The sequence below is a fragment of the Halorubrum persicum genome, from assembly GCF_002727125.1.
In the GTDB taxonomy this organism is placed as follows: Archaea; Halobacteriota; Halobacteria; order Halobacteriales; family Haloferacaceae; genus Halorubrum; species Halorubrum persicum.
Genome location: NZ_NHOA01000076.1, coordinates 1 through 21,252, shown reverse-complemented (window position 1 = coordinate 21,252; position 21,252 = coordinate 1). Strand labels below are relative to the sequence as shown.

The 21,252-nt window shown below is 69.8% G+C and carries 16 protein-coding genes, 1 tRNA gene and 2 pseudogenes; 9 read left to right on the top strand and 10 right to left on the bottom strand.

Annotated features, from left to right (window positions below; genetic code table 11):
• The first annotated feature begins 108 nt into the window (after positions 1 to 108).
• A tRNA-Cys gene (locus tag DJ69_RS09360) sits at positions 109 to 184 on the top strand.
• Between the two features lie 61 nt (positions 185 to 245).
• Here the strand turns inward: DJ69_RS09360 and DJ69_RS09355 are convergent.
• Entirely contained in the window at positions 246 to 1,049 is an 804-nt protein-coding gene (locus DJ69_RS09355) for a DUF7839 domain-containing protein (protein WP_099255358.1), read from the bottom strand.
• Between the two features lie 307 nt (positions 1,050 to 1,356).
• On the opposite strand from DJ69_RS09355, the gene DJ69_RS09350 reads away from it, so the two are divergent.
• Positions 1,357 to 2,196, top strand: coding sequence for a hypothetical protein (locus tag DJ69_RS09350; RefSeq protein ID WP_099255359.1), 840 nt, complete (start codon positions 1,357 to 1,359; stop codon positions 2,194 to 2,196).
• 139 nt (positions 2,197 to 2,335) lie between these two features.
• Complete coding sequence (locus tag DJ69_RS09345) at positions 2,336 to 2,545, top strand: hypothetical protein (RefSeq protein ID WP_099255357.1); 210 nt, start codon at positions 2,336 to 2,338, stop codon at positions 2,543 to 2,545.
• A 40-nt stretch (positions 2,546 to 2,585) separates the two neighbouring features.
• Here DJ69_RS09345 and DJ69_RS18365 read toward each other — a convergent pair whose 3' ends face one another.
• Positions 2,586 to 2,732: a hypothetical protein gene (locus DJ69_RS18365; protein WP_180271780.1), complete on the bottom strand. Its 147-nt coding sequence runs from the start codon at positions 2,730 to 2,732 to the stop codon at positions 2,586 to 2,588.
• A gap of 165 nt (positions 2,733 to 2,897) precedes the next feature.
• Here DJ69_RS18365 and DJ69_RS09340 point away from each other — a divergent pair, with 165 nt between their 5' ends.
• Complete coding sequence (locus DJ69_RS09340) at positions 2,898 to 3,512, top strand: VOC family protein (protein ID WP_099255356.1); 615 nt, start codon at positions 2,898 to 2,900, stop codon at positions 3,510 to 3,512.
• The gene (locus DJ69_RS09335; RefSeq protein ID WP_099255355.1) at positions 3,509 to 4,255 is read left to right on the top strand and encodes an alpha/beta hydrolase; all 747 of its coding nucleotides are present in this window, start codon (positions 3,509 to 3,511) and stop codon (positions 4,253 to 4,255) included. The genes DJ69_RS09340 and DJ69_RS09335 overlap by 4 nt, the downstream gene beginning before the upstream one ends.
• A gap of 34 nt (positions 4,256 to 4,289) precedes the next feature.
• Here DJ69_RS09335 and DJ69_RS09330 read toward each other — a convergent pair whose 3' ends face one another.
• The 4 genes and pseudogenes from DJ69_RS09330 to DJ69_RS09315 form a co-directional block, all read right to left on the bottom strand.
• A complete protein-coding gene (locus DJ69_RS09330; protein ID WP_099255354.1) occupies positions 4,290 to 6,353 on the bottom strand; it encodes a SpoVR family protein in 2,064 nt (687 codons plus the stop codon).
• Positions 6,350 to 7,729, bottom strand: coding sequence for a DUF444 family protein (locus tag DJ69_RS09325; RefSeq protein ID WP_099255353.1), 1,380 nt, complete (start codon positions 7,727 to 7,729; stop codon positions 6,350 to 6,352). The genes DJ69_RS09330 and DJ69_RS09325 overlap by 4 nt, the downstream gene beginning before the upstream one ends.
• On the bottom strand, positions 7,720 to 10,233 hold the full coding sequence (locus DJ69_RS09320; protein WP_099255352.1) for a kinase anchor protein: 2,514 nt from the start codon (positions 10,231 to 10,233) through the stop codon (positions 7,720 to 7,722). The genes DJ69_RS09325 and DJ69_RS09320 overlap by 10 nt, the downstream gene beginning before the upstream one ends.
• A 1-nt stretch (position 10,234) precedes the next feature.
• Positions 10,235 to 12,309, bottom strand: a pseudogene (locus tag DJ69_RS09315) (PrkA family serine protein kinase).
• Positions 12,310 to 12,721: 412 nt separating this feature from the next.
• Between DJ69_RS09315 and DJ69_RS09310 the strand changes: the two are divergent.
• A complete protein-coding gene (locus DJ69_RS09310) occupies positions 12,722 to 13,405 on the top strand; it encodes a DUF1028 domain-containing protein (protein WP_099255351.1) in 684 nt (227 codons plus the stop codon).
• A 17-nt stretch (positions 13,406 to 13,422) separates the two neighbouring features.
• Here DJ69_RS09310 and DJ69_RS09305 read toward each other — a convergent pair whose 3' ends face one another.
• Both DJ69_RS09305 and DJ69_RS09300 read right to left on the bottom strand, forming a co-directional pair.
• Positions 13,423 to 14,286 carry an endonuclease/exonuclease/phosphatase family protein gene (locus tag DJ69_RS09305; RefSeq protein WP_099255350.1) on the bottom strand — a complete coding sequence of 288 codons (864 nt, stop codon included), beginning with the start codon at positions 14,284 to 14,286 and terminating at the stop codon, positions 13,423 to 13,425.
• 135 nt (positions 14,287 to 14,421) lie between these two features.
• The gene (locus DJ69_RS09300; RefSeq protein ID WP_099255349.1) at positions 14,422 to 14,904 is read right to left on the bottom strand and encodes an RNA-binding protein; all 483 of its coding nucleotides are present in this window, start codon (positions 14,902 to 14,904) and stop codon (positions 14,422 to 14,424) included.
• Between the two features lie 138 nt (positions 14,905 to 15,042).
• Between DJ69_RS09300 and DJ69_RS09295 the strand changes: the two genes are divergently transcribed.
• From DJ69_RS09295 to DJ69_RS09285, 3 genes are all read left to right on the top strand, one after another.
• Positions 15,043 to 15,648 (top strand): 2Fe-2S iron-sulfur cluster-binding protein, encoded by a 606-nt coding sequence (locus DJ69_RS09295; RefSeq protein ID WP_099255348.1) that lies wholly within the window; start codon positions 15,043 to 15,045, stop codon positions 15,646 to 15,648.
• Positions 15,649 to 15,803: 155 nt separating this feature from the next.
• Positions 15,804 to 16,130, top strand: coding sequence for a hypothetical protein (locus DJ69_RS09290; protein ID WP_099255347.1), 327 nt, complete (start codon positions 15,804 to 15,806; stop codon positions 16,128 to 16,130).
• A 122-nt stretch (positions 16,131 to 16,252) separates the two neighbouring features.
• Positions 16,253 to 16,579 carry a NifU family protein gene (locus DJ69_RS09285; protein ID WP_099255346.1) on the top strand — a complete coding sequence of 109 codons (327 nt, stop codon included), beginning with the start codon at positions 16,253 to 16,255 and terminating at the stop codon, positions 16,577 to 16,579.
• Positions 16,580 to 16,609: 30 nt separating this feature from the next.
• On the opposite strand, the pseudogene DJ69_RS09280 reads toward DJ69_RS09285, so the two are convergent.
• Together DJ69_RS09280 and DJ69_RS09275 are read right to left on the bottom strand one after the other, a co-directional pair.
• Positions 16,610 to 20,564, bottom strand: a pseudogene (locus DJ69_RS09280) (glycoside hydrolase family 97 catalytic domain-containing protein).
• 118 nt (positions 20,565 to 20,682) lie between these two features.
• Positions 20,683 to 21,252, bottom strand: a 570-nt coding sequence (locus DJ69_RS09275) for a DUF402 domain-containing protein (RefSeq protein ID WP_144050417.1), incomplete at its 5' end; no start/stop codon positions are given.

Here is a 21,252-nt window from a genome sequence, read left to right as displayed (position 1 = left end):
GCCTTCGAGCCCACGGACACTACGTCCGTGGGCTTTTTTTCATGTGTAGCGAGCGAAGCCAATCGCGACCGCTAGGCTTAAACGCTCGACTGCGGTACCTCTGGTAGCGCCAAGGTGGCAGAGTCTGGTCAGACGCAGCGGCCTGCAGAGCCGCCCAACGCCGGTTCAAATCCGGCCCTTGGCTTTTTTCGAATCCGACCCGATAGCGACTCGCTCGGTGAGTCGATCAGTCTCGTATCCGCGCTTCAGAACTCGCCGGCGTCGAGCACTTCGTGCGGGATGTTCTCGTCGCGGAGCCGCGCCGTGTGTTGCGGCAGCTGATCGGCCGTAACCACCAACAGCACGTCCAGCCCTCGCACCGCGGCTTGGGCGACGGCGTCGGTCGTCCCGAACCGGATGTCCGGGTGCATGTCCGCCCGCGTGGCGAGCGCGTACGCTTCGGTTCCGGCGACGGCGAGGAGACTGTCAGAGGGGCGGGTCTCCGTGAGCAGTTCGGCGTCCACCGACGCGGTGTCCGTGACGGCCGGGACGGGGAGCACGGTGACGTATCCGGTGTCGTAGTCGACCACGCCTTCGAAGTCGGCGACACCGACGGCGTTGCCTGCCGTGGCGGCGGTGACGGTGACCGCCGTCGCCGTTCCGCCTGCGGGGTTCGCGTGGAGGACGCCGTTGCGCATGATGAGTCCGACGTTGCTCCCCTCGGAGACGTCGTCCATCGCGATCGCGGCGTCAACGTCGACGCTGCCGAGGACGTCCGAGCTGACGCGGTCGAGGTACGCTTCGAGGCTGTCGGTCCGCGAGATCAGCCAGTCGACGCCCTCTTTCGTCACTTCGTAGCGTCCGCGCCCCTCTTTTTCGACGTAGCCGTGTTCGACGAGGTCTCTGACGTAGTCGCTGACCGCTTGCGATGTCACGCCGATCGCGTCGGCGATCTCCGTCTGGCTCACCGCGGGCTGTCGAGCGGCGATCTCCACGAGGACTTGATACCGAGTCGCGTCGCGCTTGCTGTCGAGGACCTCCGGCGGAGCCGCCCTGTCGGGATCCGTCATTGGTGGTGTTCGGCGGCGCGCAATTAAACTACTGTTGCAGTAACCCCCGGTCAAGGGGCGTCTCTCGCCTGGTGACGAATCCGGTGTAGCTTCCCCTGTACCGGGTCAGAACCGCTTGACTGTCGTTATCGTCGCCTTGCGCTCGTTCGGGGTCACCGCCTTCCCGCCGGCGGCGGTCTGTACGCTGGGGCGTCGTCGTACCGCATCGATCGGCGTTCCGCCCCGGTTCCGTTTTGCGGCACAGGAGCGCGGCTTAGTAACCGTTATACACCGGGTGACCCATGCTGGAACTATGCAACGACGCGCTGTGGCCGTGTACGCCGCGCTCTTCCTTCTCGTTGCGGGCGTGGCCGGTGTTATCACTGTGACGGCTGAGAGTCCGGAGGTCGCCTTCGAAAGCCCCGACTACGAACTGTCCTCCGGTGACACGTTCGAAGTGAACGGCACGGAGTACGCCGTCGCCGAGATCGCCGAAGTCGAAGAGGGGGGTGGTGGCCACGGTGGGAGTGCCGGGACCTCGATCGTGGCGACGCTCGAACGAGAGGTGGTGGTAGATCAGTCCGAGACCTGGGCGAACGAGTCCACGGTCACGGTTGACGATCGCCAGTGGCGCGTCGAGATCGCCGGTGACGACCCGTCCGCGTTCACCCTCGTTGAGGTGCTCGACCGACAGGCGATCCTCGAAGCTGACGACGACGCGGACAACGAGACGGTCGAGCGCGACGACGGCGAGTACGTCGTGGTCACCGAAGACGGCGAATCGACGCTCGTTCCGGCGAACGAGTACTTCCCGGCCCCCGAGGAGCAGTCGTACGCCACGGGCGACTCGTTCCAGTACAACGGACAGTCGGTGACCGTCGATCAGGTCACCACCGGTCAGGCCGTGATCGTCTGGGAGGCGACCCAGACCAACACGATCGAGGTCACAAACCATGCCACGGTAACGCTCGGTGGGACGGACTTCGTCGCGAACTTCCCCGACGCCTCTACGCTGACGATGTCGGACGACATCGAGGGCTACGAGGCGCAGGTCGCCGAAATCGACCAGTTCCAGCAGTATAACTCCGGACTGACGCGCGTGGTGATCCTCGCGCTGTTCTCCGTCGTGCTCCTGCTCTCGGCGGCGTTCATCCCGTCGCGATACTGATTGCCGCTGCGGTCGCGACTCTTCTCGGTCTCCGTTCGGTGCCGTTCCGGTTCCGTTTTCGCTCTGCCGTCGCGACGAGTCGAAGTGCGCGCGCGTCAACAACCGGCAAGCTATACTATCCCGGCCCGTTGCGAGGCGTATGACCGATACCGCGGAGAAGATTCGCCAGCTCGCCCCGCACTGGGGCGTGATGTTCGTCGTGATGTTCGTCGTGTTGGCGCTCGTCGAGCGGGTCGTCGGACCGCTCTCGTTTCTCCCGTCGATGCTTCTCGTGTTCGTCGTCGCGTTCGGCTATCCGGCCGTCGTTCGCGCTCTCGGCGTTGCCCCGCCGGTCTGGCAGCGGCCCTAGGCGCCCCCTTCACGGACGGGGCCGACTCGGGTCCTCGCGATCACTCCTCGGCGGCGTCTCGGAACGGCGCCGCGAGCCGCTGACCGTACGTCACTGAAACGACGCCGAGGACGAACGAGACGACCGCGGCGGCCGCGATCCACAGCGTGTTCGGGTGTTCGAGTCCGGAGTGTAGCAGTATCTCCATGCCCTCCGGTTCGTGCTGTCCCGATTAAGAGGTTCGCTTCGCGGCGGTGGCCGCTCCCGTTCCCGCGCTTCCGGTGGGCCGGACGCTCGACCGGATAACACCGATGTCAGCCGGTGGCCCGGCGGTCACTTTCGCTTTTATACGCATCCGCCTCGTACCGGAGGTATGAGCGACGATACCCCGGCACCGGTCACGCCGGAGCGCCCGGACGCACCGTTCCACACCACCGGCACCGACCACATCACCGTTTGGGGGAGCAACGAGGCCGACACGATCGCGTTCTACCGCGATCTGCTCGGGATGCCGCTCGTCCTCCGCCAGCCGAACCTGGACGACCCCTCGCAGACGCACCTGTTCTTCGACACCGGCGACGGGCGAATCTTGACGTTCTTCGTGAGCGACGACCGACCGTCCGCGCGCGGTCAGCGCGCCGGGACCGGCGCCGTTCACCACCTCTGCTTCAGCGTCGACCCCGACGAGTACGAGGACATCATGGCGGCGTTAGAGGAGGCCGGCAAGGGGTACAACGTGTTCGACCGGGGGATCTTCCACTCGATCTACACGCAGGACAACAACGGGCTGGTCATCGAGCTCTCGTCGGACAAGTACGAGATTCCGGACGACCGCAAGGGAGAGGTGCTCGCGACCGCCCAGCGCATCCGCGAGGAGGACGGCGCCGACTTCGCGCAGGACCGCCACATGGAGGCCGCCTTGGAGGAGCTCGGGATCCCGGTGAACAAGCACGACTTGCCCGACGCCGACGCGGGCGTCGGCGTATGAGCCGGAGAACACCCCACGCGGGCGACGATCCGCACGCCGACGAGCCGCTGGTGACCGCCGGTGCCGACGCCGAGTCGGCGAACGCCGCCGTCGTCCTCGTTCACGGCCGCGGCGCGACCGCCCGCAGCATCGTCGAGTTCGGGGAGACGGTCGCCGGCGACGACGCCGCGATCTCGTCGGCGGCTTCGCCGTCGACTGTCAGAGAGACCTCCGGTCTCTCACTACTCGCGCCGCAGGCGGCCGCGAACACGTGGTATCCGAACTCCTTCCTCGCGCCGGTCGCGGACAACGAGCCCGGTCGGAGCTCCGGTCTCCGAGCGGTCGGCCGAGCGGTCGAGACCGCGATGGACGCGGGGATCCCCGCCGAACGCGTCCTCATCGGGGGGTTCTCGCAGGGGGCCTGTCTCGCGAGCGAGTTCGTCGCGCGGAACCCCACGCGCTACGGCGGGCTCGCGGTCCTGAGCGGCGGACTGATCGGCGAGTCGATCGCGCTCGACGACTACGTCGCCGACGCGGCGGGCGAGGCCGACGGAGACGCCAGCGACGCGCTCGCGGGGACGCCCGTGTTCCTCGGCTGCAGCGATGTCGACCCGCACATCCCCGAAGAGCGGGTCCACGAGACCGCCGAGGTCCTGGAGGCGCTCGGCGGCGACGTCGAGACCCGGATCTACGAGGGGATGGGTCACGGGATCAACGAGGAGGAGACGGCGTACGTCTCCGAGATGGTCGCCGAGCTGGCGTAGATCGGCGCCGAGCGGGCCGTTTCCGGCCTGCCCGTCACGCCAGCCACTCGTCCGGCTTCGTGTCGTAATCGACCTCGTCGGCCGCGATCCGCTCCCGGATCTCCGGATCGAGGTCGTGTTCCGTCACCTCGCCGCCGTCGTACTGGAAGCGCACTCCGACTTCGTCGCCCTCGGGCTCGGTCCCCCGCCGCTTGGCGCGGCGGATCGCCTCGTCGGAGTACTCGACCCGGATCGTCGCGAGGTTCACGGGCCTCCCCCACAGTTCGAAGACGCGCTCCACGGTCGCCTTCGCCGACTCCTCGTTGAGGGGCACTCCGTTGTACCGGTGGCCCAAGAGGAGCTCTCCCCGGTTTCGGAAGTTGCCGTCGAGCACGACGATCGTCGGCTTCCCGAAGTTCGTGAACTGCAACAGGAGCTTCTTCCGCACGTCGTCGGCGTCGACGCTGGCGACGCGGTGCTGCTCGGCCGCCCGGCTGTACTCGTAGGTGAAGTAGTTCCCCTCGCGCACGAACTCGTCGGTGAGGAACGCGTCGATGAACGTCACGTCGTTGTGGCTCTCGCGGATCTCGAGCATCCGGTCCCAGCCCGCCGCGCGGTCCACGTCGGCCAGCGCCTCGTCAACCGTCGCGTATCGGTCGACGTCGAACATGTATCTCGCCCGCTCGGCGAGCGTCTCCCGCGAGACGTTCCGGAGGGCGCCGCGGTGTTCCGGCCGCGAGAGGACGTAGTGACGCTCCGCGAGCCCCTCGCGAGTGAGCAGGCGCCACGGGTACCGCTCGATGTCCGGGCCGGCGTCGGGACCGATCGCTCCGTCGTCGCCCCTGGCGGACAGCGCCCGATCGACCGCCTCGGCGTCGACACGGGGGTCGCCGTCGGCGGCGAGGTCGGCGAGCGCGTCGAGCGTCGCCGGTCCCGCCCCGGCGATCGCGGGGTGGGGGTCGAGCGCTTCGGCGACCGCATCGAGGTCGATCCGCGAGTGGAAGTTCTCGGGCGTCACTCCCTCGACGCGCAGCAGCTTGTCGATCACGTCGTGGCGGGCGGCTCGCAGCTCCACGTGCGTCCACAGCTCGAAGCCGAGCTTGTAGGGATTGAGTCCGGGCGACCCGAGCACCCGGGACATGTGGTCCGCGTACGTGAGGAACTCGTCGGGGCCGGCGAACCCCTCGCCGCCCATCATGACCGACTCCCAGTACGTCGCCCACCCCTCGTTCATCACCTTCGTCTGCTTCTGCCCCGCGAAGTAGTACGCCTCCTCCCGGAGCGCGTCGATGACGGTCGTCTCCCACGGCTCGCGGTCGACCGCCTTCCCGCTGTCGGGGTCGTACCGCTTCCCGTAGTCGCGCAGGAACGCGAGCACGTCCGGCCGCGGCTCCTCCGGCTCGACGCCCTCGCCCCTGGCCTCGAGCCACTCGTCGTCGAACACGTCGCGGCGCACCTCCTCGGAGAGGTCCAGCTCCGCGATCCGGTCTTCGATCGCCGCGAGCGCGTCGTCGTCTGGCCCGTTCACGTCGTCCGCGATCCCCGGCTCCTCGACCGACCGCGCGGCGTCGACGGGGTTGTGCTGGTCGATCGTGTCCTCCAACGCGCTCACGGCGTCGATCAGGCGCTCGACCTCGTCGCGCTCGACCGCCGGGCGGTCGGCGATCGCCGCGATCCGGTCGGCGTTGCGCTCCAGCCGCGCCGCGGCGTTCGGCCCGTCCGCGCCGCGGTCGGCGTACAGCCCGAACCACCGGTTGTTCGCGAAGAAGTCCGCGTGCGCCTCGACGTGGGTGATCACGGCCTTCTGGTCGGCGTCCGCGTTCGACTCCTGCAGGAACGCGTGGCTCGGATCGTCGTTGTTCACGATCTCGAACGCCTTCCCGAGCCCGTGGCGGTCCTTCTTCCGCTGGCGCTCGTAGTTCATTCCCCACCGCCAGTGCGGGTACCGCCGCTGGAAGCCGCCGTACGCGATCAGCTCGTTCATCTCGTCGTGGTCGACGACCCAGTACCGGACCGGATACGGCTCTAACCCGAGCCGCTCGGCGAGATCGCGGGCCGCCTCGGCGGGCTCGTCGAGCGACTCCGCCTCGCGTTTCGCCTCCACGCGCTCGTCTCTCATCGGCGCTCACCCCCTCGGCCGCTCGCCGCCTCGCTGACGGCGGCGTCGCCGTCGCCCGCCGCCTCCGTGCTGAGGATCTCGTAGATGGCGTCGGTCACGTCGTCGGGCTCCGAGACCCGCGCGACCGCGACGTTGTCCGCGTCGCCGAGCGCGTTCTCGACCTCGTCGGCGTGACGCGCGTTCGGCGCGGCGCCGCCCGGCTGCGTCTCCACGTACGCGTGGAGGTTGGCGTCGATCGACTCCATCATCGGGATCACTGATTCGGTCGTGTCGGTGCCGGCGTTCTCGGAGTCGCCGGCGGCGAACACGTAGCGGTTCCACTCGCTGTAGGGGTACTCCTCCAAGATCTCCGCGACCAGCTCGTAGGCGCTGGAGATCCGGGTGCCCCCGCCCGACTGCACTCCGAAGAACTCCCCGCGGTCGACCTCCCACGCCTCCGCGTCGTGGACCACGTACCGGAACTCCGCGGCGTCGTACTTCCCGGTGAGGTACCAGTCCATCGGGGTGAACACCCGCTCGACCAGCTCGCGCTTCGTCTCGCGCATCGAGCCGGAGGCGTCTCGGACGTTCACCACGACGACGTTGCGCTCGCGCTCCTCGATCACCTCCGGGTGGCGGAACCGCTCGTCTTCCCGGCGGAACGGGACGCTGTCGATCCCCTCCCGGCGGATCCGATGAGACACGGGCTCGCGCTCGATCTCGCCGTCGAGCGCGTCGAAGCTCTCCCACCGGTCGAGCGTCGCCACTGGCTCGCCGCGCTCCTCGGCGAGCGTCGCCGCGGCGTCGGCGATCCACGCCCGCGAGACGGGGACGCCGTTCCCCCGCGCCCACGCGAACACGTCGTCCACGTCGGCGCCGGCGACGAACAGCCCCTCGCGGACGTACTCCCCGTCGAAGTCCGTCGCGAGGTGCCGCTTCAGCCCCCGCTTGAAGAACTCGTCGACGTCGAGAGTTCCACGCGGCCCCGCCCTGGCGGTGTCGGTGAAGTCGCCCTCTACCTCCTCGACCACGCGTTTCCCCTTCGGTTCGAGGTCGAGCCCCAGCTCCTCGTCGAGTTCGCGCGCGAACTCCTCCGGGTCCATCTCGTAGTACTCGTGCTCGCCGCCCTCTTCGCCGGGGTCCCCCTCCTCGTCGCCGTCGCCGGGCTCGGGGTCGACCGGCTGGCCGGGCTGGGGTTGGCCGCCCTGTCCCTGCCCGACGCCGCCGGCCTCCCGCCGGTCGTACTCGAACTCGGGGAGGTCGACGATCTTCACCGGGATCCGCACCCGGTCGGGGCCGGAGCCGCCCAGATCGCCGTGGCTGATGAACTCCGCGAGGTCGGCGCGGCGCTCCTCGCCGACCTCGCGGAAGCGCTCGCGGTCCTCGGTCAGTCCCACGTTCGACCACCTCCGTTCCGGCCGCTGCGGCCGTCTCCCGACTCCGTCGAGGGGTCGCCGTCCGGGGAGTCGTCGACAAGCCCCGTCCACTCGTCGCGGACGCTCCGCATCACGGCGCGGCTCGTCAGCTCGGCGGACGCGGGGCTGTACCCCCGGTCGACGAGGCGCTCTATCGCGGCCGCCTTGGCGCGCTCCGTCTCGGTGTCGGCGGGCGGGTCGGCCCACTCGGCCGGGTCGAGGTCCGGGAACCGCCGTTTCACGTCCGCGAGGTCGTTCGACTCCAACACCACCTTCAGCTCCGGAATCTCGCCGAGTTCGACGTCGTCGACGCTGAACGCGTCGCCGCGGTTCCGCCACGCGTACCGGGTGAGCGCGCGGATCACCCTCTCGCGCCGGAACCGCGCGACCGGCTCGGTGGGGTCGGTCCCGCGGTAGTCGCTCTCGTCGAACCGGCCGAGCGCCTCCGTCTCGAACACCTTCATCGCGAGCGCGTCCGGCTCCTCCGGGCCGCGCTCGGTCTCGACCGGCTCGTCGGCGTCCCACGCGTACACGTGTTCGACGTACTCGGCCACGGTCGCCTCCGGAACGGTCTCCGCCGCGAGGATCGCGTCGACGACGTCCGCCCGCTGGCGCTCCCGCACGCGCTCGGCGACGGGGCCCCTCCGGCTCTCGAACTCCGCGACCTCCGACCGCGAGAACACCGGTGCTTCCGAGAGCCCCTCGGCCATCGCGTCGAGCACGTCCGTCGGCGTGATCACGCGTTCGACCGGCAGTTCCGGGTGGGCGCGGTCGGCGTCGGAGCCCAGCAGCTCCGCGATCACGTCGCGGACGTAGGTGACGGGGGCCCCGTTTCGGCCGTCGCCGTCGCCGAACTCGACGTCGTCGACGGTGATCCGCTCCTCATCGCCGCTCCGCTCCCGCCGGATCTCGCCGGCCTCGTACAGGTCCGCCTTCTCGACGAGGCCGATCCCCGCCGGGAGGTCGTCTGTGTCGAGCCGCGTGACGACCGCGTACAGCGCGGCCGCCCCGACCGCGTGGGGCGCGAGCTCGCGCTCCGTGACCCCGCCGTCGCCGTCGCGGACGCCGATCGTGAGGGCGGCGGCACCGGGCTCGCTCGCGGGGTCCCGCGCCGGATCGTCGGGGGGACCGGTCTGCCCGTCGGAGTCGGTCGAGCCGGTCGAGCCGGTCGGGCCGGTCGGGCCGTCCGCAGCACCGACCCCGACCTCTCCGTCGCCTTCGATCCCGTCGACCGTCGGCACGCCCCGCGGCCCCCCGACCTCGCGTCGCAGCAGCTCCGCCTCCAGCCGTCGGTTCGTGAGGTACCGGAACTCGTGGCGGGTGAGCCGTCGCTTCAGCGCCTTCAGCGGGTCCGCCCCCTCGCGCTCGGCGTGGCGGTCGAGCTCGGCGTCGAGGTCGGGGTTCGAGATGACGACGAGCTGGGTGTCCAGGTCCATCCCGATCCCCTTGTCGAGCTTCACGCGCCGCTCGTCGGGGACGTTGAGGAGCCGGCGGAGGAGGTCGGCGTGCTGGCTGGCGTCCTCGACGATGGTCGCCACCCCGTTCCCCTGCGAGAGCACGCCGTCGTAGCTGAACGCCTGCGGGTTCTTCCGCCCGCGCGAGTCGAGCTCGCGGAGCATCCCGCCCATCCACGAGCCGACGAGCCGCTCCTTCGGGCTCCCGTCGTCCTCGGCGTGGAGCACGCCGATCCCCTCCCCCACGTCGACGACGTAACTCGTCACGCGGAGGTGGTCGCGATCGGTGATCGCCGAGAACAGGTCCCGACGCCCCTCGTCGCGGTACACCGATTCGAGGTGGTCGTACGCCTCGCGGCTGAACGGGTCGAGGTCCACGTCGGCCGCGATCGGGTAGGCGTCGTCGTCGACGGCCTCGGCGATCGACTCCCGGACCGCCTCGGGGAACACCGAGAGCGGATGCGTCTGGACGGGGCTCCGATACCACGCCCCGGCGTCGCCGCCGTCTCCGTACGAGAGCGACGCGGCGCCCGTGTTACCCCCGCTTCCGACGCCCCCTCCGGCCCCGGTGACGTTCCACTCGACGGTGTAGCGCCGCCCGGCGTCGGTCTTCGAGAACTCCCGGAGCCCGTTCACCAGACACCGCTTGAACTCCGACTTCCCGGTGGCCGTGGGGCCGTCGATCCAGACGATCGTCTCGTCGTTCCCGCGCCCCGCGGCGGCGGCGCGGAGGTCGTCGACGAACGCGTTGAGCGCGGCGGTGTTGCCCAACACGGCGTGTTCCCCGTCGTTGAACGGGTCGTCGAAGAACCGGAACCGCTCCAGCCGCTCGCCGCGCTCGCGGACTTCGCGGGTCCCCTGCGACTCGACGGCCGCGAGGAGGTACCGCGCCCCGGAGGCGGCCGCGGTCGGGTTCGCCAACACTCGGTCGACGTACTCGTCGAGGCTCATCGGTGGGTCGTACGCCCCGCGAAGGGCCTCGTCGGCGTCGCGGACGAACGCGCTCCCGTCCGGCGTGTCGCGTTCGCTCATCTCAGTCACCGCCGTCTTCGATCTCGGAGCGGGCGACGGCCGCGCCCGCGTACTCCAACACTTCGGCGGCGCCGTCCTCGGAGTAGCCGCGGTCGACTAAGGCGTCGACCCACGCGCTCCGCTCCTCGTCGTCGAGGTCGGTCGCCGAGACCAGCGCCGAGAAGTTGATGTTGTGCTTCTTGTCCTCCCAGAGCTTGCGCTCCAGGGCGCGCCGAAGCCGGTCGTTCTCCCGCGGATCGAAGCCGCGCCCCTCGCGAGCGCGCCGGGAGACCCAGTTCGACACCTCTTGGCGGAAGTCGTCCTTGCGGTCGGAGGGGACGTCGAGCTGCTCTTCGACCGCGCGCAGGAACGTCTCGTGGGCTCGGTCTCGCGGCCGGTGAGCTCGTCGTCGACGGTGTCGTCGTCGATGTACGCCATCACGTGGTCCATGTACTTCTCGCCCTGCCGGCGGAGCTCGTCCACGTCGTACGCCAACGCGTGTCTCACGTCCTCGATGGCGCGCTCGCGGTACTCCTCGCGCACGGTCTCCAAGAGCCGCTCGTAGCGGTCGAGGTCTCCCTCCGCGATCGAGCCGTGGCCGCCGAGATTCGCCTCGAAGTGGTCGAAGACGGACAGCGGGGAGAGGTAGGTGCGGTCGCGGTGGGTGGCGTCCATGATCGCCTCGGCGATCTCGTCGCCGACGAACCGCGCGGAGATGCCGTCCATCCCCTCGCCCACGTCGGCGGACTCGGCGGCGTCCTCGCGGAGCTTCCGGCGATCGATCTCCTCGTCTTCCAGCTCCCCGTTGTACACCTTCGCCTTGTCGAGCAGGCTCACCGTCTCGTCGGTTGGCTCCTCCAAGCGGGTGAGCACGCCGAAGAGCCCGGCCATCTCCAGGGCGTGCGGCTCGACGTGGACGTTGGGCACGTCGGCGTTGTCGAGCATCTTCCCGTAGATCTCCGCCTCGCTCTCGTACTCTAACACGTACGGGTAGTCGATCCGCTTGGTGCGGTCGTTGAACGCCTCCATCTTCTCGTCGCCGGTCTTTTCGCGGTACTCCGGCATGTTCGTCCGCCCGACGATCACTTGGTCGATGTCGATCCGCGGGTTGTTCTTCGGCTTGATCGTCGACTCCTGGGAGGCGTGGAGGAAGTCGTAGAGGAACTCCCGCTGGAGCTTGAGCAGCTCCTCGCCGGAGAACAGCCCGCGGTTCGCGTTACAGAACGCGCCGGCGTAGTCGAACGCGCGCGGGTCGGACTCGCCGTAGACGGCGAGCTTCGCGTAGTTGACGTCGCCGGTCAGCTCCGTCTCGTCCTGGTTCTTCTTGTCCTTCGGTTCGAACGTCTCGATGCACTCCCGGCGGTTCTCGTCGGCGACGAGCCGGACGACTTCGACGTGTTCGTCGAGGACGCGCTCTAAGTCGTCGTCGTAGTGTGCGAGCAGCTCGTTCAGGTAGAACTCGGAGGCCGGGTCCGGATGCTGGTCGTTCCGGAGGGTGTAGGGGGCGTCGAGCCGCTCGTTGAGCTCGTCGATCACGCGCTCTCGCTGTGGGCGGGGGATGAGAACCAGGGGGTCCTGATTCATCGGCGACCGGACCACGTCGTCGCCGGGGTCCTGGTCGTCGATCACGGAACAGAGGTCGACCCAGCGGAAGGTGTACATCCGACCGGCCTCCTCGCGGGAGTACGCCTCGAAGTACCGGCGGACCAGCCAGTCGAAGTGCGACTTCCCGGAGCCGACGGGACCGAGCAGGAGCTTGATCCGCTTCTCGGGGCCGAGGCCGCGCGCGCCGGACTTCACCTTGTTGACGAACTCGTGGATCGCCTCGTGGACCTCGCGGCCGTAGAAGACGTTCTCGCCGTCGTGAAGGGGATCGTCCGCGGCGAGCGCGTACTCGACGACGCCGTGTTCCTCGTCGTATCGGGTGCCATAGTGGTCGAACATGTCCGCGACGCGCTGGTGGGCGTTCCGCGCGATCCGCGGCTCCTCGTACAGCGCGTCGAGGTACCAGTCGAACGGGCGGGGTTCCCGGAGGTCGTCCGGGACGTTCGTCCGGTACTCCTCGCTGAGCCGTTCGAGCGTGTGTCGGTCTGACATTGTATCTGGTCTCCGGTCGCTCGGACGGGCGGCGATCCGCCGTGACCGTCCCCGACGCGCGGCGGCACGGCTCTGCGTGCCTGAGACGACGGCTCATCGAGCCGCGAACGCTGCTGTCGTCGAGGGCGACCCGCGCCGGATCGCCGTTCGCCCGTAACCGAGGGTATATGTATGGGAGGGATTCGCACGCATAAGTGTGTCGCCCGTTGGCGGTTCCCACGATGTCCGATCGCCGTCGGTGCCGGCAGTTTGGGCCACCTCAGCGGCCGTAATCGCCCTCATTTCGACCGCTTTCACGTCGCCGCGGCCGAAAGGGGCTGGACGCGAGTCGGTGCGGGGTCCGACCGCGGGCGAAACCGGAAACGTCGCCCCCGGAACGTACCCTTTTGCGGTGTCCCCGCCGATTTCGGGCGTGACGTTCAGCATCTGCGTTCGCGAGCGGTACACGGACGACGACGGCGCCGACCGGATCCGGTACGGCGTGGCGGTGACCACGCGCCTCCCGGGGGTCGGGACCCTGTGTCCGTTCGCGTCGGCGGACGGCGCGGTGGTGACTCAGTCGCTCGTCAACGTCGAACTGGGGCGGAAGGGGATCGAGTACCTCGCCGACGGCCTCGCGGTCGACGACGCCCTGGAGGCGCTCCTGAACGCCGACGAGGGGAAACCTCAGCGTCAGCTTCACGGCGTCGACGCCGACGGCACGTTCGCCTTCTCGGGCGACGAGTGTAACGACTGGTACGGCCACGTCGTCGGCGAGAACTACACGGTCGCCGGCAACCTCCTGACGGGCGAGGCCGTGATCGACGACACCGCGGCCGCCTACGAGTCGGACGCTCACGGCGACGCCCCGCTCGCCGAGCGACTGATCGACGCGCTTGCGGCGGGCCACGCCGCCGGCGGCGACAAGCGGGAGGACCTGGCGGTCCAGTCCGCGGCGCTACAGGTGACGAACACGGAGCACGAGACCGACGACCCCTACTACAACGACCTCCGCGTCGACGCGAGCGAGACGCCGGTGGCGGACCTCCGCGAGACGTACGAGACGGCCAAGCGCGGCTACGAAGCGGTGATGGCGAAGTACGCGGACGGGGAGTAAGGGGCACCGCCGGCTCGCTACACGTCCAGCCGCGCGAGGATCGGCAGGTGGTCCGACGGGTATCGTCCCCGGTCGTCGCGGTCCGCGAGCGTCGCGAACGCCTCGACGCCAACCCCGGGCGAGACGAGCGCGTGGTCGATCCGGCGCCCGTCGATCAGTCGCGCGAAGTCGGTGAGACTCGTCTCCGGGCCGTGTCGGAGGTCGGCGGCCGCGGCCGCGTCGCGGAGCTCGACCCGGTCGCCGCCGGCCTGAGCGCCGGCGACGCCGCCCCTCTCCGCTTCCGGATCGTCGCCGACGAGGATCCGATGCGGCTCCGACCCCGGCGTACAGTTGAAGTCACCGACGAGCACGGTCGGCGGCGCCGAGCCGTGACCGTCGCCGGCCTCCTCGGTCCCGCCTCCCGCGATGGCCGGGAGCCGCTCGCGGAGCAGTCGGGCCGCCTCGCGGCGCGCCCTCGCGGCGACGTGGTCGAAGTGCGTGTTGGCAACGAGGACCACGGTGTCGTCGTCGACGGCGCGGACCCGCGCCCACGTCGCGATCCGCGGATGGGCGGCGCCCCAGCCGATCGACGGCTCGTCCGGCGTCTCGGAGAGCCAGAACGTGTCGCTGTCGACGACCTCCCAGCGATCGGCTCGCACGGCGATCGGACACCCCTCGCCCTCGCCGTCGGCCTTCCGCCCCCGACCGACGAACTCGTATCTCGGGAGTCGCTCGCGCAGGTCGCGCCGCTGGCCGGGTACCGGCTCCTGAAAGGCGGCGATGTCCGGATCGTGGAAGCGGACGAGTCGGCCGACGGCGTCACGACGGTCGTGCCACGCGTCGTGGTGGTCGCCCTGGTTGGCGTAGCGGACGTTGTAGCTCAGCACCCGGATCGCGGTCATTACGATGGGGGTCGCAGGGGAGGCGATTAAAAGCGTGGGAACGGGCACCGTCCGATCGCTCCGACTGCCCCCGCACCCGGCACGAACCGCCGGTGACGTATCCAGCGGCGCGGCGGGCGACGCGTTTCGTCTCCCTTACGCCGAGAACTCGTACAGCTCGTCGCCGACGTGGTGGATCGACTCGACGACTTTCCCGCTGTCCCCGGCCATCGCGTCGCCGTCGACCAGCGCGCGGCCGACCGCGAGCACCTTCTCGTGGGTTTCCTCGGCGATGACGACGAGGTCGCCCTCGCGGATCTCCGGGTCGGCCTCGACGATCCCGGGTCGCATCACGTCGGCTCCGTCGGAGACGAACGAGATCGCGCCCGCGTCGACCGTGACGATCCCCGTCTCCGGCTCGTAGTCGTTCGCGCCGCGGACGGTGAGGAACGGCTCGTCGTCGTCGACGTAGAACACCGCCGGGTCGCCGTCGACCAGCACGAGCTCGTAGTTCGCGTCCACGAACTCCACGAGCTCGAAGGTGTCGCCGTCGATGTCGACTCCCAGATGGTCGCCGACCGCCTCACGGATCGCTGTGATGTCGTCGCTCCGGAGGTGGTGCCGCGATTTCACTTCCATGCGGGCCCAGTCGGCCGCTCGGCCGATAAATGGACCGCTCCGCCGGTGCCTGCCGGGTCGTGTCGCCGGGAGCGCCGGGGCTCTCACGCGGTTGGACCGATCAAAACGGCCTTAAACCACCTCTTCTAATCCGTTGGTATGCTCAACCCGCTCATCACGAACGTCGCGAACATGCCCGCGATCGTTCTCGGGGTGATCGCGACGCTGCTGGTCGTCTTCATCAGCAGCCTGAAAGGGACGGGGTGGGAGCCCACGACCGACATCTCGGATGAGGTACTCCAACGACGCGCCTCGGCGGTCCCTGAGACCGAGTTCCCCGAGCCCGGGAACCGCGCCATCGGCGGCGGCGGTGGCGGCGGCGGAGCGATCCCCGCCGGCGGCGAGGGCGGGGAAGGCGAACTGGAGGACGGCGAGGCCGGCGGCTCCGGCCCCGGCGACATCCCCGAAGACGAGGTCGAGTACTTCGAGGTCGAGTTCGTCAAGCAGGGCGAGACGGTCGAGCTCTCCAACGACCAGCCGATCCTCGACCAGGGCGAAGACGAGGGGTGGGACCTCCCGTACGCCTGCCGACAGGGCCAGTGCGTCTCCTGTGCCGGTCGGATCGCCGACGGGCCCTCGGAGGACTTCGTCGAGCACGACAACCAGCAGATGCTCGAAGAGGCCGAGATCGACGACGGCTACACCCTGACCTGCGTCGCGTACCCCCGCGACTCCTTCAGCATCGAGACGGGCGAGGCGCCGTAGGCGTCGCCCGGTCGGTCGCTGCGTTCCCCTCGCACTTCCGTTCCTCTCCGCCTCTTCGTCCCCTCCGCGTTTCCGCTCTTCCCCGCGTTTCCGCTCCTCCCATATCGACCGCCCGCTCGCGACACCCTTTTTCGCTTCTCGACCGAACGTCCGGTATGTCCGTCATCACGGTCCTCGGCGTCGGTGCCGCCGCGCTCCTCGCCGCGATCGCGGCCGCGGTCGTCTACCGCGACGCCGAATCGGTCGGCGTCGACCTCGGATCGCCGCTCCTCTGGGCCGCCTTCGTCGTGGTCACCTCCGGCATCGCCGTCGTCACCGTGCTCCTCGTCCCCGACGCGCCGATCCCCGGCGTGCTCGTGGTCGCGGCGCTGGGGCCCCTCCTGTACCTCCTCGAGCGCGACGACTCGATGCACGGCGACGGACCGGCCGACCCGACGCGCCTGCCGAACGACGGGGAGGAATCGGACCGCCCGGACGAGTGACCGCCCTGCGGCGTGACGAACCGCCACGCTCCCGCGGGATCGACGATGACACAGTTCCTTTCTCGCTTTCGCCGTGCTCGCAAACCGCAAGCTTCCATAGGCTCGGTCGCAAAGGATAGGTAATGAGCGACGAGAGCCTCGCGGACCGGGTCGAGGAGTGGATGGTCGGACAGATGCCGATCATCCAGATGCACGGCGGCACGAGCGTCGTGCGCGAGGCCGATCCCGAGAGCGGCGAGGTCGTCGTCGAGCTCGGCGGCACCTGTTCCGGCTGCGGCATCTCGAACATCACCGCCGACAACATCCGCCGGGACCTGATCATGGACTTCGACGAGGTGGAGAACGTGACGGTGCGGACCGCCTCCTCCGGCGATCAGGGCGCCTCCACCGTCGAGGGCGGCCGCGGCGGCGAACTGAAACACGAGACCGAGTCCGCGAACCACTTCTGAGACGCTCCTCGCGGAGCGCTCCCGCCGCCCCTACAGCGGCGTGAACGGGAGCGTCGCGAGCGAATCGGCCCCGTAGTCGAGCGCCTCCGCCTGCGAGGTTCCCTCCGGCGTGATCAGGTCGATCACGCGGGGGGCGTTCCCGGCCGCTCCCTCGCGCGCCCCGCCGAAGATGAAGCCTCCGGCGCTCTCCTGTACGTCACGGAACGCGCCGTAGTCCTCCGAACCGACCGCCGGAAGGACCTCCCAGTCGGCGATGTCGGCCCCGCTCACCGCCGTCTTCGGTATCGAGACGACGGCGACGTTCGACTCGATGTCGGCGAACCGCTCGGGCGTCCCGTGGCCGTTCCCGTCGGCGTCGACGACGCTCCCGGCGAAGCCGCTGGCTGCGACACGGTACTGCCACGGCTGGGCGAACTCGGCGGTGACGCTCAGGTCGCCGAGCTCGGTCGTCCGTCCGCCGTCGGCGTCGGGGTCGCGCAGGTAGACGACGAAGTAGTGCGGCGAGAACGTGCCGCCGAACGCGTCGTACAGGTCCTCGACCTCGAAGGCGAACCGGTACTCCTCGTCGGTCTCTAAGACGCGGAACGAGCGCAGGTCGAAGGCGCCCTCCCGGAACGCTCCGTCGGTGGGATAGGCGTACTCGCCCGGCCCGTCGTCGTCGCCAGCCGGGTCGGTCAGTTCGGCGACGAGGTCACCGGGCGCCACCGTCACCGTCTCGGCCGCGAGCTCCTCCCCGGTCTCGGGGTCGCGAACGGCGACGTCGTAGGTGTCGATCGCGGTGATCCGGTAGCCGAGCGCCACCGTCTCGTTCGTCGCGTTCGGGGGGAGCCGGACGTTGGCGAGCGTCTCGACCTCGCCGTCGACGACGACCTCGACGTTCGTGCCGCCGACGAACCCGGCGTCGTTCGACCCCGTCGCCGTGATGAACGGCTCGTCGAGGTCGGCCTCGTCCGCGATCTCGATCGAGAGGTCCTGCTCCGGCCGCTCGTACCGCGGGAGCCGACCGATTTCGTCCCCGCGACCCGGACGCAGTCGGACCGCCGCCCCGCCGCTCGGTGCGGTCGACGCGAGCAGCGTGGTCGAGGGATCGACGACCGCCTCGTCGATTCGCGTCGCGGTCGGGTCGGCGTCGACGCCGGCGCCCACCGCGTCGCCGTAGATCTCGGCGACGTACTTCGGGCCCGAGCGGCCGCGTCCGCGGCGCTTCTCGCTTCCGTTTCCGCGCCCGCGGTCCTTTCCGCGTCCACCTGCGTTACCGGGCGCGTTGCCGGAGTTTCCGGGCGCGTTACCCGAGTTACCGGGCGCGTTACCGGAGTTGCCGGGCGCGAGGAAGTCGAGGGGCACGTCGACCGCGCGGCCCGCCCCGTCGGTCATCACGCCGAGGAACCACTCCTCGCCGTGCCGACGCGCGATCGCGAGGTAGTCGCCGATCGCGGAGCCGACGACGCGGGTCTCGTCCCAGCCCGCCGCCGGCACCGCCTCGACGAACCCGAACTCCGGCTTCGCGTCGAAGTTCTCGTTTTCGGGGACGTACCCCTCGTACTCCGCCGGGATCGGCGACGGTTCGCCGGGGGCGGTGACGGCCACCGCGTTGAGGTTGAACCCCCCGACGTCGCCGGTGAACCCGTCCTCGCCGTCCTCGTAGTCGAGTTCGACCGCGATCTCGTTGTCGCCGGCGGCGAGCTCCACCTCGGTCGTGAACACCTGCCAGTCGTCCCAGTAGGCGGTGAAGGCGGGCTCGATCGTCTCGGTCTCGCCGTTGACCCGGAGCGTCGCCCGCGGCCCCCCGGCGTCGATCACCCGCCGCGCGTTCTCCTCGGGGGCGCTCGCGTACCGGAGGTGGAGCGAGTAGGTTCCCGGTTCGTCGACGCCGCGCACGACGTACCTCACCGACGACCCGCTCGGGGCGCGGTTCGGGTCGACCGCGACGAAGTTGGTCCCGAACGCGTTCCGCCACGAGTCGTCGGTGACGAGTCCGTCGCGGTCGCCGGCGGCGGCCTGGAGCGCCTCACCGACGCCGAACGTCTCGTCGACGTACCCCTCGATCCGGTCGGCGGCCATCTGGAGCCCGCTGAGGTACGTCGGGTACATCGCGAGCTGCTTCGCGCGCGTCGTCTGGATCTGGTCGCCCCGATCGTCGCCGAAGGTGATGTCGAAGATCCCCGGCTGGAAGCTCACCGGGCCGGCGAGATTCCGCGTGAACGGGAGTGTGACGTGGTGATCGCGGCCCACGTTCGAGCCGAGCTGGCCGAACCCGTCGTACTCCTGTGCCTTGACGACCTCGCGGTTCGCCACGTTCGGGTGGGTGCGGATCTCGCCGGTCGGCTTGATCCCCTCGTGGATCTCCAGGAGCTGCCGGTTCGCGGCCGCCTCGCGGATCACCAGCCGGTGGTGGTTCACCGCGAGCTGGTTGTGCTGGTTGTGCGTCGGCTCGGCGCCGTCCCCGTCGATCCCGAGGCCCGGGTCGGAGACGTACCCGTTCTTGATCGAGCCGATCCCCTGGCTCTCGTAGCCCGCGAACACGTCCTCGTCGACGATCGCGGACTCGTATCCGGGGAGGTTGCCCGCGGTCTCGTTGTGGATCGTCATCTCGACCGGGTCGGGAAGCGACGCGCCGAACCCGGTTACCTCGGGCACGTCGAAGTCCGGGTACGAGTCGCTGACGCCGAAGCCGAAGCCGGAGCCGTCGCCGGGGTAGGTGTCCCACCCCTCGTTCCACCCCTCGACGAGCACGCTGTCGATCCCGTTCTCGCTCGCGAACCGCATGTACCGCTTCATCCGCTCGGTCCGGGCGCCGTGGACGTAGCTGGCGGGATTCCCGCCCTCGCCCGCGATCGCGCCGTCGGACTTGTACTCCCAGTTGGCCGAGCCGGCGATCATCGTCCACCAGATACCGACGTACTTCCGGGGCTCGATCCAATCGGTGTCGGCCGCTCCGCCGACCGTCGGCAGCGCCCACGTCGCCGAGGGGATCCGAGAGCAGCGGGACGAGCTGCGACTCGATCAGCTCGCCGGGGCGATCGACCAGCTGGATCGTCCGCCACGGCGTGGTCGCCGGGAGCTCCAGCGACGCCTTCGTCCCGTCCGGCAGCGGGGTGAGTTCGGTGCGGAACCCGGTCCCGCCGCCGTCGTCGCGGGGGGCGAGCGTCGCCGCGGCGTAGTCGTCGAGATTCGCCTCGTGAACGCTCAGGTACGCGTCGCCGGCGTCGACGGTCAGGGGCGTGTGCGCCCCCGTCCGCACCGGCGTGTCGGTCGGTCGCGTCTCGCGGGTCCCGCCCGGAATCTCCGAGAGGGGCGTCTCCGCGTACTCCTGTTCGAACCGCGGGTTCGTCACCTCGTTCGCGATCCACCACGCGTCGTAGTCGGCCGCGAACTCCACGCCCGTGTTCTCCGTCTCGATCACCGCTCGGTCCGCGTTGCTCGCGAAGCCGTCGCCGAGGACGACCCGCAGTCCGACCCCGTCGTCGAACACCCGAATCTGGAGGGTGGCGCGGCGCCCGGCGGTGGCGTCCGCGTCGGACTCCGCTTCGTCGCTCGCCTCCGTCAGCCCGACGCTGAGCTGTTCGTACGCTTCGGACACCTCGTCGAACGCGCCCCAGACGGGGTCCCACGTCTCGGTGGCCGTCTCGCGTTCGGTGCCGGTGACGGTCAGCGGAACGTCGCTCCCCCCCGTCGCGCTCGCCGCTCCGAACGCCGGCTGATTCCGGAACTCGAACCCGACCGGCGACGGCTCGACGTACGTCGTCCCGCCGCGGGCGACCTCGTAGGTCGGCGTTCCGTCGGCGACGTCGACCGTCACCGCGATCGATCCGTCCGGCGACGAGACGGTCTGTACCGCGTCGTCGTCGCCGTTTACTACCCCGTCGGCGGCCGACCCGGACACGTCCCGCGAGTACGCGGCCGCGGCCACGAGCGCGCCGACGCCGCCGAGGAATCCCCGACGGCTGGTCTCTTCAAATTCGTGCTGAGATTCTTTCTCACGCATTCCGGATCGGTCGTGTATGCGATGAATGATAATGTTATTGTAACGGACGAGAGGTATTTCGTCCGTCCGTAACCGAGTAAAAATATATGCGACGCCGCGGCGGCGGACCGGCGCTCCCTTACAGCGCGTTCTCGAGCGCCGTGGCCACGCTTCGGGCCTTCTCCGCGAGCGACGCCGGTACCGTTCCGGCCGCCTCCGCGTCCCGGAGTTCGTCGTCGTCCACGCGTTCGACGGTCCCGTCGGGGTGTTTCATCACGTCGACGTGGAGGTCGACGTAGCGGGCGGCGTCCGGGAACACCTCGACCGGGGTACAGACGTTGACGTAGGTCCCGCGCACCGTTCCGTCGCGCCCGCGGTACGTCGTCGGGTACCACCACCGGCCCTCCTTCAGGCTGGTCTCCGCCACGTCGCCGGCTTCGCGGGGGACATCCAACCCGTCGTAGGTGCCGCCGCCGGTCATCTCGCGCTCGACCGTCACCGACCCCTCGGCGTCGACCGCGGTCACCGTCGCCTCGCCCAGCGTGATCAGCCGCCCGTCGGGCTTGCCGTGTTCGAGCCGGATCGCGTCACCCTCGGCCGGCCCGAACGCGTCGGTCACGACCCCGAACGGGAACGCGGCGTCGGCGTCGGGGTCGCAGAGCGCCTCCGCGAGGTCGACCCCCGCGGACGCGTCCGCCGACCCCGCCCT

Bases quoted from the DNA above. Each gene is read 5' to 3' on its own strand.
- DJ69_RS09355 (WP_099255358.1), bottom strand. From the start codon at position 1,049: ATGACGGATCCCGACAGGGCGGCTCCGCCGGAGGTCCTCGACAGCAAG.
- DJ69_RS09345 (WP_099255357.1), top strand. From the start codon at position 2,336: ATGACCGATACCGCGGAGAAGATTCGCCAGCTCGCCCCGCACTGGGGC.
- DJ69_RS18365 (WP_180271780.1), bottom strand. From the start codon at position 2,732: ATGGAGATACTGCTACACTCCGGACTCGAACACCCGAACACGCTGTGG.
- DJ69_RS09340 (WP_099255356.1), top strand. From the start codon at position 2,898: ATGAGCGACGATACCCCGGCACCGGTCACGCCGGAGCGCCCGGACGCA.
- DJ69_RS09335 (WP_099255355.1), top strand. From the start codon at position 3,509: ATGAGCCGGAGAACACCCCACGCGGGCGACGATCCGCACGCCGACGAG.
- DJ69_RS09330 (WP_099255354.1), bottom strand. From the start codon at position 6,353: ATGAGAGACGAGCGCGTGGAGGCGAAACGCGAGGCGGAGTCGCTCGAC.
- DJ69_RS09320 (WP_099255352.1), bottom strand. From the start codon at position 10,233: ATGAGCGAACGCGACACGCCGGACGGGAGCGCGTTCGTCCGCGACGCC.
- DJ69_RS09305 (WP_099255350.1), bottom strand. From the start codon at position 14,286: ATGACCGCGATCCGGGTGCTGAGCTACAACGTCCGCTACGCCAACCAG.
- DJ69_RS09300 (WP_099255349.1), bottom strand. From the start codon at position 14,904: ATGGAAGTGAAATCGCGGCACCACCTCCGGAGCGACGACATCACAGCG.
- DJ69_RS09295 (WP_099255348.1), top strand. From the start codon at position 15,043: ATGCTCAACCCGCTCATCACGAACGTCGCGAACATGCCCGCGATCGTT.
- DJ69_RS09290 (WP_099255347.1), top strand. From the start codon at position 15,804: ATGTCCGTCATCACGGTCCTCGGCGTCGGTGCCGCCGCGCTCCTCGCC.
- DJ69_RS09285 (WP_099255346.1), top strand. From the start codon at position 16,253: ATGAGCGACGAGAGCCTCGCGGACCGGGTCGAGGAGTGGATGGTCGGA.